Source organism: Flavobacterium nackdongense (genome assembly GCF_004355225.1).
GTDB lineage: Bacteria > Bacteroidota > Bacteroidia > Flavobacteriales > Flavobacteriaceae > Flavobacterium > Flavobacterium nackdongense.
This window is the reverse complement of record NZ_CP037933.1, coordinates 3,980,265-3,995,911: the sequence shown is the minus strand read 5'-3', so window position 1 is coordinate 3,995,911 and position 15,647 is coordinate 3,980,265. Positions and strand designations below refer to the sequence as shown.

At 35.9% G+C, this 15,647-nt stretch carries 8 protein-coding genes; 2 read left to right on the top strand and 6 right to left on the bottom strand.

The window, feature by feature from the left end; all coding sequences use genetic code 11:
- Positions 1–8 precede the first annotated feature (8 nt).
- Entirely contained in the window at positions 9–230 is a 222-nt protein-coding gene (locus tag E1750_RS16960) for a hypothetical protein (RefSeq protein WP_133277908.1), read from the bottom strand.
- A gap of 15 nt (positions 231–245) precedes the next feature.
- Positions 246–4,106: a T9SS type A sorting domain-containing protein gene (locus E1750_RS16955; protein ID WP_133277907.1), complete on the bottom strand. Its 3,861-nt coding sequence runs from the start codon at positions 4,104–4,106 to the stop codon at positions 246–248.
- A 440-nt stretch (positions 4,107–4,546) separates the two neighbouring features.
- Here E1750_RS16955 and E1750_RS16950 point away from each other — a divergent pair, with 440 nt between their 5' ends.
- On the top strand, positions 4,547–7,360 hold the full coding sequence (locus tag E1750_RS16950) for an Ig-like domain-containing protein (RefSeq protein WP_133277906.1): 2,814 nt from the start codon (positions 4,547–4,549) through the stop codon (positions 7,358–7,360).
- Between the two features lie 605 nt (positions 7,361–7,965).
- On the opposite strand, the gene E1750_RS16945 is transcribed toward E1750_RS16950, so the two are convergent.
- Entirely contained in the window at positions 7,966–9,144 is a 1,179-nt protein-coding gene (locus tag E1750_RS16945; RefSeq protein WP_133277905.1) for a T9SS type A sorting domain-containing protein, read from the bottom strand.
- Positions 9,145–9,477: 333 nt separating this feature from the next.
- Here E1750_RS16945 and E1750_RS16940 point away from each other — a divergent pair, with 333 nt between their 5' ends.
- Positions 9,478–11,565 carry a TonB-dependent receptor gene (locus E1750_RS16940; RefSeq protein ID WP_133277904.1) on the top strand — a complete coding sequence of 696 codons (2,088 nt, stop codon included), beginning with the start codon at positions 9,478–9,480 and terminating at the stop codon, positions 11,563–11,565.
- Positions 11,566–11,713: 148 nt separating this feature from the next.
- Here E1750_RS16940 and E1750_RS16935 read toward each other — a convergent pair whose 3' ends face one another.
- The 3 genes from E1750_RS16935 to E1750_RS16925 form a co-directional block, all read right to left on the bottom strand.
- Positions 11,714–13,852: a glycoside hydrolase family 2 protein gene (locus E1750_RS16935; RefSeq protein ID WP_133277903.1), complete on the bottom strand. Its 2,139-nt coding sequence runs from the start codon at positions 13,850–13,852 to the stop codon at positions 11,714–11,716.
- Between the two features lie 126 nt (positions 13,853–13,978).
- A complete protein-coding gene (locus tag E1750_RS16930; RefSeq protein ID WP_133277902.1) occupies positions 13,979–14,446 on the bottom strand; it encodes a c-type cytochrome in 468 nt (155 codons plus the stop codon).
- 3 nt (positions 14,447–14,449) lie between these two features.
- Positions 14,450–15,568, bottom strand: a complete 1,119-nt coding sequence (locus E1750_RS16925) for a PQQ-dependent sugar dehydrogenase (RefSeq protein ID WP_133277901.1) — start codon at positions 15,566–15,568, stop codon at positions 14,450–14,452.
- Positions 15,569–15,647 lie beyond the last annotated feature (79 nt).

Here is a 15,647-nt window from a genome sequence, read left to right as displayed (position 1 = left end):
TTTTTACTTTAACTTCTTATGCTTCCTTGTTTGCTAAATGTTCTTAGTCTATAGTAAACAAAAAACAAACCTATCAATGCCAAAACCCAAATAGAACCGTCTATTGGTGCTGCAGCAGTATCATCTGGTGCGTCTGGTAAATCAGTTTGAGCATGTACCACAGTTGAGAACAGCATCCAAACCAATACTGTAATTTTCACTAAAGAAGCCGTGTTTATATATTTTTTCATTTTTATGTGTTTAAATTATTCTACAATCCATTTTGTTGTTGTTGTTTTTCCTTCTGAGGTCAAGCTCACCAGGTAAACTCCTGTAGTTTTTACATTGCTGGCGATTACATTTACTGTGGTTCCCGATTGTAAATCATTTTGTGAATACAATTGTTGTCCCAGCATATTGCTTACCGTTAGTGAGGATTTACTCATACTTTGTGGAACCGTAACACTAAAGGAATTTGTTTTGGAAGGGTTTGGATACAAAGCAAAATTTGTAACAGCATTGTCAATTGTTTTCAATGTCTTGGCATAAATCAATTTGAAACGATCCGCCGCTATCGAAGCTGGAATAGCTGCATCCACAGTATAGGCATAATCCACGCTTCCGTCTTGTGGAATTTCTATAGTCTTGTTGGCAAATTGATCAAACAAATAAGAAGTTGATCCTGTTAAGCCAGCGGCTTCTGCTTTGATGGAATACGATGTTCCTCTGTATTTAGTGATATTCAGTGGAATTTCATCTGAATCGGTTGGCATCGCTCTTTTCTCGATGGCCAATAATTTTCCACTATTTGATGAAGCTAAACTTTCGTCAAAATTTGTCATTTTTGAAGCATCGTTTTGATTTACATCATTGGTTTCGCTAGCATCAAAAGCTATTTTTAAAACATCCAAACGATTCGAAGCAGCGTCATAAAGTGATAAACCTATGCTAGGCATTGCTGTGTTTTTAGTTTTGAATATCGTAGTTTGTGCAGCAGCTTCCGATTTATTGGCTTCAGTAAAAGTAAGTGAAGCAGGTCCTGCAGCTACAGTATTAACAAAACAAGCTTGCCCTGGCTGAAGATACTGGCTGATATGTGCTGAAGCTGGAGCAGTAACATCTACTGTCAAATAAGCTCCTTTCGTCCCCAATGACGGGTCAACAACATAATAAAATCCTGAGTTTAAGTTTGTGCTTGCAGCTAATACAGCTTGCATATCTACTTGAGCTTGGTAAGGATTTCCAACCGCGCTAAATCCATTGGCTGTTTCATTTAAACCACTTACAAGAACATTTCCGGTTGTTAGCGTACCCGTTGCACTCAAAGTGGCGGCATCACTAGGTATAGAACCTATTGGAGCAATAGCTAGAGATGCTGCTCTGCTTCCTCTGATGTAGGTCAAATATGGAACACCTGATGCAAGAACTGTAGCATTTGTATTGGTTACAGCATTCCAAGCTGGAGTTGTATTATTATAGGTAAACATCGATGGATTATTGCCTGTTGTAGCATCAAAACCATTAGTTGCGCCTCCTGCTCCCGTAATATGTGTTCCAGCTTGCCAGTTGGTATCGATAAAAGTTGTAGTAGTTACTGGAGAACTTAAAAAACGATAGGCTCTTTGTCCCGCAGGAATGTAACGCTCTGTAGTAGCATTTCCTGAAATATTACCTGTAACGACACCAACAACTGCTGTTTTTGTAGCGTTTGATTTTAAGGTAAGAAAACCTCCTGTTGTCAATGTTCCAGCAGTCAACGATAATTTGTTGTTTACAGCTGTAGCGGCTGTTAAAGTAACTCCAGCTGCATTATTAATTGTTAAATTATTCAATACCGATGCATCTACCGGAATTTCTTGACCTGAGCTAATAGCGGTTGTGCCATTATAAGTAACATTTACAGAGCTACCAAATGCAGGAGCTGCATCGAAACTACCAGAAGTTCTTAATATAGTAGCACCACTAGCTAGTGCAATATTTGCTGAACCTGTTATTGTACTTCCAAATAAGTGATTAAGGGTTAGTACTCCTGAAACGGATGTAGGTCCAGAAATTATTTTGTTTCCTGCCGCAGGGCCAAAATCAGAAATAGTAAGATTGTTATAGTCCGTTCTTGGAGCTATAGTTTGAGTTGTACCGCTATTTCCTCTGGAAAACTCAATGGTACTTCCTGTCAATACAAGACTCGCACCTGGTGTTTCCGCATCAAAGAATTGCAAAGCTGGACTTAAATTACCATCAGCTATAGGAATTGCTCCTATACTAAACCCAACTAAGCCAGCTGGTTTAGATGTTTTTAAGGTACCATTTACAGTAACAGTTCCTCCAGCGTTGATATAAAAATAGGAATTACTACCATTACTAAAATTGATAAACGCACCAGTAGCAATCGTCAATGAAGTTTGTATTGTAGCCTTAATATAATTTGTTCCAGCTGAACCAACAGATACATTGGATGTTGCTTCGAAATATAATTTTCCAAAAGTAGCTGTTAAAGCTAATACATTAGTACTTGTAAATTGAAAATGCACTTCAGAACTACTATGTAAAGTCCCAAAAGTAGGTATTGTTGCATTTTGACATACAACACTATTCGAACCTGAACTTGCAGCAGTAATATCTACTGTCCCCGTAATTCCATAACCACTTACAATGGTTAGTGCAACTGCAGCTGATGATGCCTCTCCTACAATAATTTTAGAACCAGAACCTAAAGTCCAAGCAGCGTCAGTACTCACTGCTGTTGTGTTTCTGATTACAAATGTTGCATTTGCACTAGCTAAACTTGAAGGATTAGTTCCCGTTCCATCCGTATTGGTTCCCCAATTAGTTAAAGTTGATAATGGGCCTGAACCATTGTAATAATACGTTCCTGAAATACTACCCGTACAAGAAACTGGCAAATTAGTTGCTCCTGTTGATGATAATTGCAATGTTTCTGCGTAAGTCCCGTTTGACAATCCTGCTTTCAATCGGGTATAAACAGTACTTCCTGAAGCTACAGTTAGAATTGTAGATTGAAATGTTAAATTATCTGCTGAAACTTCAAAATTTGCCGATGGAGTTACCCCAATATCAGCAGTTAAGTTACTACCACCTACTACAAATGATTGAACTGTTGACGGACCACTGCCAACATTGTAATTAAATCCTGTTAATGTTGCCGGAGTAGATGTAATAATTGGAGCGGAAGCATTCATTTTTGCAGTTATTTCATCCGAGTAATTGAATGCTTTATCAACTGCATACACTTTATAATAATCGTTTCCTGATGAAGATCCTGCAACAGCATCAGTAAAAGATGTTGCTGTACCTACGTAAACCACAGTTCCAACTAGAGAACCCGTTCCGTTAGTAATCGTGTTACTTGAAGCATAAATCCCGTTTTGATTAGGATCATTGTCCAGGTTTGGATTTGTTGCATAACGCACCACTACATAACCCCCACCATCTACTCCACCCGCAGGTGCAGTCCAACTTACACCTAAACCACTTACAGATAGTGCGGTTGGTGAACTAGGCGCAGTTGCATCTAAAGCTCCGGCATAAATTACAAAGTCGTCAATAGATATATCCCCTATTGTTGAACCGGCACTTAATCGGACCGCTCCATAGGTAGGAATCGATGCTGCTGTTACAGTTACATTAACTTTGAACCAATCAGTAGCATTTATCCAAGTAGTAGGATTTTGACTTGAAGATACAACTAAAGTAGATGCACCACTGTATAATGCACCTCCTAAAGTGGCTAAGGGAGACGCTGCAGCTCTTGCCCAATATTGAACTGTATATTGAGTGGCAGCAAATGTAGTTGCCACAGTTGGACTAGTAAACCTAGAATTCAAGGTTGTACTTGCTGTAAATGTTGCAAATTTTGACCCTGAACGTGAGCCACCAACGGTATTTAAAATTGCTTTCGTAGTACCACAGTTAGTTGCAGTCCAAGCTGTGGTGCTTGTAGTACTAATAGCTACCGTACCTAAAGTTTGTCCCTCCATTCCACCATCCATTGTGGGAAATGTACCAATGGTTTGTTGTCCCCATCCTACATTAGCACACAGAAAAAGTATGCATAGGCTGTAGAAAAGCCCTGTTAGTCTTTTTAGACTAGGTAATTGTCTTTCCATAGTAATTGTTTTTTGGTAATGTGTTAGAATTAAATTATTTATGGCAAATATTATTATTTTGTTTACTAAAATGGGGGGTAATAATTCTTGTTTAGGGGTTTGTATGTGTTGTTAATTAATTGTAGTCCAATAATAAATCTCCTATTTAATTTTAATTTTTTTTTTAGATATTCAAATCAAGTAGTAAAATACCAAGTTCGCAAAAACAGAAACAATTTTGCAGAAAATAGGAATCACTTGTCTTTGGCAGACCTACCTTCACTTACTCTTTGAATATCTATTTTTTAAATTAGCCTATTTAGATGTTTTTCTTTTGTAATTAAGAATATGCTTGAGCTATAAACGTCCTAATTTAGTGGGTCAAACATCCCTATTTTACTATTTAAAATATTGACTTAGAAGTTCTATTTATATTTGTTTGTAATTAAAATATAGAACTAATGAAAAACAAATTACTTAACAAAACTGCCGGTTTTAATGCCAATTATAAAGGTGCTTACAAACTTTTACTTTTAACTTTTTTAGGTCTTTCTTTTACCAGTTCGCTAGCCCAAAGCACGGACAAATTTTTCGGAATGAATTATTGGGAATATGCCGAATGGTCGCCTGGAGTTATTACTGATAAATTCAAGGATTATATGCCGGAAACCACTACTTGGAATTTGAAAATGATTCGTATTGGTGGAAATTATAATAACACTACCAAGAAAAATGATACAGATAAAGATTGGTATGTAACTGCTATAAACAATGCTAAAGCAATTGGCGGTACACCTTTAGTTCAATTGCCTATCACACTTACAGCAACTCAAGTAGGAGAATGGATGGATTATTTTAATGTAACCAAGAACTTAGGTGTTATTTATTGGTGTATTGGTAATGAGCCAGATCCCTCAAATAATTATGATGCTTGGTATGCTGGGACGGCTACCGCGGACGGTTACACTTTTCAACAATGGGCTGCACAATTTAAAATTATAGCTACAAAAATTAAACAAAAAGACCCAAACAGTATTGTATGCGGTCCAGATTATAGACATTGGTGGGGCTCAGCTACAACAGGTCCGTTTGGGACTTGGTATAAAGATTTTCTTTATAACGGTCTAAATGCTGTTTGTACATCCTCCTACAATGGGGATCAATTGGTCGATATTTTTGTTTTCCATTTTTATGGTGACGGAGGTTCAGGTAATTTTGATGAGGGTGAACTTAGCGCAAAGTACGCAACTATGATGACCCTTATAAACACTACAAATGCATCAAGACCTGCCGATCAGCAACTTAAAATAGCCGTTGGTGAGTACGGAGATAATTTTAATTACACTGGATTTAGAGTAGGACAACGAATGGCAATTATGGCCAAACAGTCGTTGAAAAATAATGCCGTGTTTTTTACCCCTTGGGCATTATGTGAAGGTGATGCCTGGTCTATGATTAATAAGACTACTGGAGCGTTTTATTCAGCTGCTCACCATTACAAAATGCTTGCACAGAACCAAAGAGGGAATTATATGAGCGGACAAATAAATGATAATCAATCCAATGACTTAGTTGATTTTGGTATGCAGGATAGTAATGGATATACTATTATGTTGATAAATGAAAACACTACAACAGATTTTACCTATTCTGTAAAATTTTCAACTACTGCAAATGATTATTCTGCGAAAGCTTCAACCATAAAATTCAGGTTTAATGCTACGGAAAACATTGATTTTGATGGTACTATTTTAAAAGCTTCAACTTTAGTATTCACCTTTGATGCCGATGGAAATTTGATTAAACAAATGGAGTATAAATCAACCGATACTAATGGACCTGTTACCATTCTTAATAATGTTCAGGCTTTAAGCATTAGTTCGCCGCTAACAGGAACAAATATAAATCAAGGAACTACCTTAACTATAAATGCTACAGCCACGGATATTGCCCCAGTTACTGTAACTTCAGTATCTTTTTATGATGGAGCAACTCTGTTAGGTACAGATACTACTAGTCCTTATTCTTTTAATTGGTCTGGAGCTTCAGTTGGTTCTCACTCTTTAACAGTAAAATCAATAAACAGTAATAATGTTGAACTTACATCGGCTGCTGTTACTGTTACTGTAAATGCCGCACCTGATGGGACAATAGGAGAATTTTCAGGTATGGATGGCGGTTTCGAAAATCAAGCACTTGGAGCAGTAGCCTCAAGTGTTGTAAGTGCTACTGCTTGGACAGCTACAAACACTGGTACAGCCGGAAATGCGTTAAAAAATATTTTTGACACTGTTGGCGGAGCTCGTTCTGGAAGTAAATTTGCAACTTTTACTTCAAATAGCACAGGAGGTACATCGGGAACTTCGAGGTTTACAAGTCCAACCACTACTAATTTAGTAGCTTCTACTCAATATACTATTCAGTTTTATGCAAAAGCAGCAACGGATCCTACCAACAAACTTGCAGGTGCTTTGTACACAAATGCTACTACATTTAATGTCACGGGAAATGCATCACCTACGCCAATATTCACTGATAGTAGCTCTTGGATAAAAATAACAACAACATTAACATCATCAACAACAGCTCCCACTTTTGCGGCAGTTAGATACGGTAGTTCATCATACGTAGGGGATGTAAGTATCGATGATTTTGTAGTTTATGCTGGGCCTTTAGATGTTACTGCTCCCGATGCACCATCATCCCCAGCAGTAAATGGGTTGAACATAGGATGGACAGCACCAGCATCTGGTGTAGATGGAGGTGGATATATGGTAGTTCGTTACGCTACAAATCCAAATGCAGATAATGATCCTAAACAAAATGGTATTTATAAAATAGGAAATACTTTGACTGATGGTACAGGTTCTTTATTAGGGACGGTTGTATATGTAGGTGCTTCCACATCATTTACAGATGGGGTTGCAGGAGCTGTTGTTGGCAGTGATTACTATAAAGTTTACACCATGGACAAGGCATATAATTATTCTGCAGAAGCTATTTTGAGTACTAGTCCTTACAAACTGCATAGCATTTCATTGTATCCAAACCCTTCTAAAACGAATTCCTTTAATCTCATTCTTCCAGATGGTATAGATGATTTAAATGTTGCAATATACAATATGGTAGGCCAAAAAGTCTATTCAGAAAGCGAATTGACATCAGGAAGTTCTAAAAAGATATGTCCAAGTAATATATTGCCGACAGGGCTGTATTTTGTCAAACTCAGTTCAAATGAAGAATCTACAATAAAGAAATGGAAAGTAGAATATTAAAAAAATATTGACTAATCTATCAACATTTGGAGATTAATGCCATTACAAAAAAAAAGCGGATAGAAATTAGATTAATTTTTATCCGCTTTTTTAATCATATCTGCTGAAATTTCGAAAAATTGGAAGAAATCCTTTGACTTTAATCTCATTTATAATAGGTGTTTACAATGGACTAGGACTATTTTTAGTATAACTTTTTTATAATAAAGTGGCTGCAATTTTGTCAAAAATATAAATCAATATCACTAAGACAAAACTCCATTTACTAGCACTTTATTTTTTTTTTTGAATTAGCCTAAAGACTGATTCTAGAATAGATTATATAACAATGACTATGCCTTAAAACAGCTTGTAAAACACCTAAAACCAAATAATACAAACTTGTACGACGGTAAGCATAAGATAGATAGATTAAAAATAAAACCCTAGAATATTAGCATACAAAATGTATTTATAGGTAATGCAAAAAGTAAGTTTATTAAACACTTCAACTGAATAACTCATAGAATAAAACTAAAACAGCATCAAAAATAATTTTGATGCTGTTTTATAATGGATATTATCTTATCCAAAGAATATTAGGACTTAAATTAATTTTAATCAAATTAGTTTTTCATTAATTTTTGAGTCATTGAATTTCCGTCAGCATCTACTTGAATTAAATACAAACCATTTGCGAATGAAGATACATCAACAGAAGCTTCCACTTTGTTTGGTCTTGATTCGAGCATTTTTTGTCCTAATGTATTGAAGATAGTAATTTTGTCTATATTGTGAACTGATGTTACTTTAAATTCTCTCGAAGCAGGATTTGGATACAAACTCACTTTATTTGTATTAAATTTTGCAGTTCCCAAAGTTCCTCCTTCAGCAGAATAATTGAACGCTTTATCTACAGTATACACTTTATAGTAAGTCCCAGCCGCAGTATCAGTAAAAGAAGTTGCGGTACCTACATAAGCTACAGTTCCCACTAAAGAACCTGTTCCGTTTGTTATTGTATTACCCACGGCATATATTCCGTTTTGATTTGGGTCATTATCTGCATTTGGATTTGTAGCATAACGAACCACTATGTACCCACCGCCATCAACACCAGTTCCCGGTGCTGTCCAACTTATACTTGAACCACTAACTGTAGCAGCAGACGGAGCTTCTGGAGCAGTAACATCAGCGTCACCTGCGTAGACAACAAAATCATCTACAGATAAATCCCCTAATCCTAATGTAGCATTGTTAGCACTAAATCGAACTGCTGCAAAAGTAGGAGTTGTAGCCGTAGCAGTAATTGTTACACTCACCTTAAACCAAGTGTCAGCAGTCCAAATAGAAGTTGTTGGTGTTGCACTGACGTTTATTGTAGTCGCATTAGAATACAAAGCACCACCCAATATTGTTGTAGGGTTCAAAGTAGATTTTGCATAATACTGTACCGTATATTTAGTACTTGCAAGAAGTGCTGTTGTTGTAGGACTTGTCAATCTAGCGTTTTGATTTGTAGCTGGAGAAAAGGTAGCAAAGTTATTTCCTGAACGCGCTCCACCAACAGTATTAAGAATATCTTTTATACCACTACCCGTACTACCCGCAAGGCCCGTATTTGTTGCTGTCCAATTTACAGAACTAACAGCACTAGAAGTCACCGGTCCTAATATTTGACCTTCAAAACCTCCATCCATAACAGAGAATTCACCTATAACCTGTTGTCCAAAGCTAAAGTTGGAGCATAGTAATACCATTGTAATACCTGCTAAAATTGTTTGACTAAGTAAGTTTTTTTTCATTTGTAATTGTTTTTAAAATTGTTATTATAAGGTTGTTTATAATTACAAATTTGGGTGAATTTGCACACTAAAAAGGGGGACAATAATTCCTATTTAGGGGTTTGTATGTATCACTTTGATTAGTAAAATTAGACCAAAAGAAGTTTTTCAAAAAATACTCTAATCTCCCAATTCAAGTAGAACAAGCAATAAACAAAAAACTATAAAAAAAATATAAAAGAACTGCTTTCGATCAATGTTCAAAAGCTGACCTCTTTGAGGTTTTGAAATTGCAAAAAAACGGACTAGATTTGCCTGAATACATTGCTAGATTTAGTATAAAAATTAAAAAAAATGTTAAAAATTAACTCCTTCTTTTTTGTTTGTATTTTGTTCTTTTTGTGTTCTCATCCTATTTTGGCACAGGTAAAAAATGACACAATTGGACTTTCGGAATTGATTGTAAAAAGTTTACCCATCCAAAGTTCCATTCAAAATTCGGCGTCCTCCGTTTCCATCATCACCGAAAAGGAAATCAAACAAGCCGATGGCGTCATTCTTACCCCAATTCTCAACAAAATCCCGGGGGTATATATGCAACAAGGTTCTTTGAATACCAACAAGATTACCATTAGAGGCATTGGTTCAAGATCACAATACAGTACTACTCGAATCAAAGCCTATTTTGAAGAAATTCCGCTGACTAGTGCCGAAGGAGAAACCACATTGGAAGACATCGATTTAGAAGCCATAGGAAGTATCGAAATAATAAAAGGTCCCAATTCAACCAGTTTTGGAGCCGGACTTGGTGGCGTAATTAATGTATTGGCAACTAAAACTCCCAATGAAAATGCATTTGTAAAAACCGGAACAACCTTAGGCAGTTTTGAGTTGTTAAAACAGACCATTACTGCCGGATATAGTGATGAAAAATCTAATCTTTACGCCAATTACAATCTGCTACAAAATGAAGGTTATCGGTCAAATAGCAATTATGATCGTCAGTCATTCAACTTGTTCGGAAAATATCAAATTTCTAAAAATGGTACTTTGTCCCTTTTTGCTATTGGCACAAAACTTAAAGCATATATTCCGAGTTCTATAAACGAAACAGACTACAACACTACTCCCGAAATAGCCGCTCCAACTTGGGAAGCTGCCCAAGGATACGAATCTTACGACAAAGCATTGATTGGATTGGGATACCAACATCTTTTTTCAAAAAATTGGGCTCTGAATACTAGTGTATTTTCTGCTACCAAAAACGGATATGAAGCACGCCCTTTTGATATTTTGGAAGACAAAAGTAGTGCTCTTGGCTTTCGAACCAAAGTCAATCATACAACTAGCCTATTTTCATTTCCTACCACTTTTAGTATGGGAATAGAATATATGTCTGAAAATTATGATTATGCTCTTTATAAAAATCTATACAAATCACAACCGGGGCAAGGAAGTATTCAAGGAGATCAATTTAGTGCAATCGACCAAAAAAGAAGCAACTCGAATGTATTTGTGCAAATGAATATGCAACTACTAAAAAAATTATATTTAGAATCTGGACTTTCCTATAATACTACTAATTATGAACTTAATGATGTTTTTAATGCCAATATTACGGAGGAAAAGAGTTATACTTTCGGCACTATTTGGTCGCCACGCTTGGGTCTTTCTTACCAATTATCGAAAGGGAAAAACATATTTGCCTCCATCAGCAAAGGTTTTTCGACCCCAACCGTTGCCGAAACATTAACACCCGAAGGACAAATCAACACCAATTTAAAACCAGAAATAGGCATTAATTATGAATTGGGTTTCAAAGGTAATTTTCTAAATTCCAAACTTTATACCGAGCTGGTATTTTACAAAATGTTTGTCGAAAACTTATTAGTAGCTCGCAGGATTGCAGAGGATCAATATATGGGAATAAATGCTGGCGAAAGTTCCCATCAAGGGATTGAATTTTTGGTGAATTACAAATGGAATCCAAATACATACCTCCAAATGCAGCCGTATTGTTCCGGAACAATAAATAATTTTATGTTTACCGAGTTTGTTGATAAAAGCAACGACTTTTCTGGAAACGAACTTCCCGCCGTACCCAATGTTCAATGGAATTCAGGGTTTGATTTGAGCACTAATTTTGGTTTGAACTTCAATGCCAATTATGGTTTCTTTGGTAAAATGCCTATGAATGATCCCAACTCAAAATACACCAAAAGTTACCAATTATTGGATGCAAAAGTGGCTTATACTTTTACATTCCTAAAAAAGTTAAAAACAGAAATAAATACTGGAATGCAAAACATCTTGAACGAAAAATATTCATCTAGTATTTTGCCTAATGCGGTTGCTTTTGGAACTGCTTTACCACGATATTACTATCCTGGAAACCCCAGAAATTTTTACGGGGGAATAACGTTTACTTACCTTTTAAAATAAATACCAAAAACCTTTCTAAAATAGTAATTTCGACTGCTTTTTTAAATACAAAAGAAATAGCAGCAATACTACTATGTGATTTAAAATAACTTCTGATAGCTGTACATTGAATCACAACGATCCTAGCATCGATTCTAGTTTATTCACATCATTTGAGGTTCAAATTACGATACGATGTAACTTCTTCACCATTATAATTTAAGCTAACTCGAAGCTGGTATTTACCAATAGTATTGGGCAATTCTATAATTGTGTTTTCAATTTTAACGGTATTGTTTAGCACTTCTGAGGACATATTCCAGTCCTTGATTTGTGTTTCATTACTAAATAAGGCAATTTTTAAATTCCCTTTCCAAGTTTTAGAATCATCATTAATTATATAAATAGGAAGGTCTAATTTTTGTCCAACTTTGTATTCTTTCTCCGAAGTATCTACCATAATCGCCACTTTGCTAAAGGCTGGCTTCACATATTTCAAGAAATTTTCATTGAATTCGAGACTTTGTAAATCTTTAAAACAGTCACTTGTTTCGCCTCTTGGCTCATGAGGCCTTGAATAGGTCAATCCGGCAAAATGCAAAATTCCTGCTACTTTTTTATGTGCTCTCCAATATTCGGTTAAAGCTGCCATAGTTTGGGAATAGACCACAAAATGATCCTCGGCGGTTTTTGCTTCTTTGAATACTAATTTATATACATTTTCTGAAAGAGTCGTTGGACTACCATCCCTGTTGAGCCATAACCAACCGTATTCATTCAATAAAACCGCATTTTCATATCGTTTGCCATCTGCTGAAGGGTCTTGTTCGTTCGGGTCATTTGAGGGCATTCTGACTTTTCCAAGAAGGGCTTTCATAATTCCTTCTTCGGGAACTTTGGCATCTTTTAAATGGTAGGGATAAAAAAGATATGGATGAGCCTCAATAATATCTGTTTCACGCATTGGCTTTGTATACCCATTATCCCAAGGTCTGTTCGAATGATCTAATCCTCGTACTTTTTCTATCGCTGGCCCCGTAATTCTTGAAAGCGTTTCATTTTGAGCATCAAAAATTACAATGGATGGATGATTCCAACGGTCACGCATCCAATGCTCGTATTCAAGAGCAAGTTGATCGGTTGTAATTTTTTTATCCAATGACGAAAGCCCTCCTTTTCCGTACCATACGGCGTATTCGTCTTGAATTAACAACCCCATTTCGTCTGCCAAATCATACCAAAAATCGGGCGCTGGTCCAACGTGAAAACGAAATGAATTCCAATTCATAGATTTGAATTGTGTAAATAATTTTCGAACCCAGGCTTCGTCCCAAGGCAAATAACCTCTGTTTTCATCTTCAAAAAAACGGTAGGTGGCCACATTGGTCCCTAACATAAAGTACGGTTTGTTATTCAGTAAAAATTGTTTGTTTTTATTATCGACAGAAAAACTTCGCATACCAAATCTTGTGGTTTCGGTATCAGCATCTGAAGATAATTTTAATTCGTACAGAAATGGATTTTCGGGACTCCAAAGTTCAAAATTTTCGAAAGGGATTTCTAATTCGAAAGTGTTATTAGCTATCAAATCGTTTGAAATTTTAGCATTTCCGCTTTTTACAATTTTATGCGTTTTATGTTCAACTATTTGATAGTTGATGCTAATTGGCGCTGTGTTGTTCCGTTTTATTTCTACATAAGCACGCACTTGATTCTTATCAATATCGGGTACAATTTGTACGTTTTCGATATACGGGGAGTTTTTAAGCAAAAGACTAACATCATCAAATATACCCGGAAAAAAGGTCTTTTTTTCAAAATCTGCTCCACTAATTACAGTGCTAGGTAAATTTTCACGTGTTCCAATTCTGATTATTAGTTCGTTTTTTTCATTACCCTTATTTAAAAATTCTTTAATATTCATTCGAATAGAGGAAAAACAAATATTTTGAACTCCTACTTTCTTGCCATTGACAAATACATGAGCGCCGTATTTTACTTTGCGCAATTCAAGTTCAACACGTTCTGCATTTTTATGGTCAACTGTAAACTCTTTACGATACCAAAAATAACGAGAACTATCTTTTGGGAAGTTTAATTTTGGAAATGCGGGTTGAGCCAAATCTATAAAAGAGGGAACTTGAATTGTACTTGGAAATGATTTTGGAATTTCTTCGCCCGAAGCAGTTTCAGTTATCTGCCATTGACCATTTAAGGATTGATTGCTTAGCACTATTTTTTTGGTGGTTGAACAGCCACACAAAAAAAACAAAGACAGAATACTTAATACAATTAATTTGTTTTTCATTCAGTTGGTTATTAGAATCTTAGACCATAGTTGTAATTTGGATAGCATTCCAAAATGCAGTTTCTGGATTTTTACTGCAATTCGCATACGTAGAGTATTCAATTTGAAGTTCAAAATTAATGTTTACTAATTAGCAACAGCTTTAACTTCTTCTACTGTTACCATTTTCTTTTGCTTATTGCTCCACGAATTCATAACAAAATTTAAAACATCGGCTACTTCCTGATCTGAAAGTCCTAATAGAGGCATTATGTTGTTGAACTTTTTGCCTTTAACAATGACTTCTCCCGTTTGTCCATATTTGACTGCATGAATGCTTTGTTTTCGCTTTTTGACAAGCCAATCTGAACCGTCAAGTGGGGGGAAATTAACCAAATCGCCTTTCCCTGTTGCCAAATGACATTGCATACAGAAATCGGTGTAAACCTCTTTGCCTCTAGTGATGCTTTTTTGTAAATTTGATTTTTCCTGGGGAACTACAACTGCTGTATATTTATTATCAATACTTCGGCTTGAAACCGAATCAGATATACCTACATAAAGAAACCCGATTAAAAATGGGCTAATCAAAAAATATAATTTATTTAAAACCATGCATTAATTAGGTATAATTTTAAAGATTCCTTTTTGTTCTACAGCTATATAAATGTAACCGTCATTAGCTTGGATTACGTTTCGCAATCGGCCTATTTCTGTTGCTATTTTTTGTCTGCCGATTACTTTATTGTCTTTCAATTTCAGTAATTCCAGGTATTTGAATTTCATAGCTCCCACAAGCAAATTCCCCTTCCAATCAGGGTAGCGATTACTTGTCACAAAAACCATCCCACCTGGAGCAATTGATGGAAGCCAATAATGGATGGGTTGTTCCATGCCTTCTTTTTCAGTGATGTCACTTATGATTTTGCCATCATAATCAATTCCGTAAGTGATTACTGGCCAGCCATAATTGGCCCCTTTTTTAATAATATTGATTTCATCGCCACCTTGTGGTCCGTGTTCGTGTTCCCAAATTGCACCAGTTACAGGATGTTTTGCCAATCCCTGCGGATTGCGATGTCCATAAGAAAAAATAGCTTCTTTTGCTCCAGGTTTACCAACAAATGGATTATCTGCCGGAATTCGACCATCATCATACAAACGATATATTTTTCCTCCGTCACGGGTTATATCTTGAGGATTTTCGAATTTTTTATCTCTTTCACCAATACTAAAATAAAGATAGCCCTCATTATCAAAGGCGATGCGCGAACCAAAATGATTCGGACCAGTCGTGTTGGGTGTTGCTTTGTATAATTCTTGAATTTCGGTCAAACCTTCGTCAACTAATTTTGCCCGGATTATCTTTGTATTTCCTCCCTCTCCCTCAACATCTTCTGATGAAAAGCTGATGTAAATCCAACCGTTTTTTTCGTAATTGGGATGCAAGGCAATATCCAACAATCCTCCTTGTCCTCTTTTGTAGACTTTCGGAACATTTTTAACTGCTGTATTTACACCATTTTTGACATGAAAAAGAGTGCCGCTTTTTTCTGTCACCAATAAAGTGCCATCAGGTAACATTGCCATTCCCCACGGAATAATGATTCCAGAAGCGACCTGCTCGATTTTGTAATTTACAACTTCATCTGCAATAGGTAAAGGGCTAGGCTTATCTTGAGCATTACAGATAGTAACGATAACAAACAGCATAAAAAAAGGACGAATTTTAAACATAGTTTTATTTTTTTTTACAATATTAATTCATTCAATTGAATTAGTGTTTTGGGAATTTAAATATTTCAAATATTTAGTA

What these genes read in the sequence shown, in the direction of transcription:
- E1750_RS16960 (WP_133277908.1), bottom strand. Translation starts at nt 230, where the DNA reads ATGAAAAAATATATAAACACGGCTTCTTTAGTGAAAATTACAGTATTG.
- E1750_RS16955 (WP_133277907.1), bottom strand. Translation starts at nt 4,106, where the DNA reads ATGGAAAGACAATTACCTAGTCTAAAAAGACTAACAGGGCTTTTCTAC.
- E1750_RS16950 (WP_133277906.1), top strand. Translation starts at nt 4,547, where the DNA reads ATGAAAAACAAATTACTTAACAAAACTGCCGGTTTTAATGCCAATTAT.
- E1750_RS16945 (WP_133277905.1), bottom strand. Translation starts at nt 9,144, where the DNA reads ATGAAAAAAAACTTACTTAGTCAAACAATTTTAGCAGGTATTACAATG.
- E1750_RS16940 (WP_133277904.1), top strand. Translation starts at nt 9,478, where the DNA reads ATGTTAAAAATTAACTCCTTCTTTTTTGTTTGTATTTTGTTCTTTTTG.
- E1750_RS16935 (WP_133277903.1), bottom strand. Translation starts at nt 13,852, where the DNA reads ATGAAAAACAAATTAATTGTATTAAGTATTCTGTCTTTGTTTTTTTTG.
- E1750_RS16930 (WP_133277902.1), bottom strand. Translation starts at nt 14,446, where the DNA reads ATGGTTTTAAATAAATTATATTTTTTGATTAGCCCATTTTTAATCGGG.
- E1750_RS16925 (WP_133277901.1), bottom strand. Translation starts at nt 15,568, where the DNA reads ATGTTTAAAATTCGTCCTTTTTTTATGCTGTTTGTTATCGTTACTATC.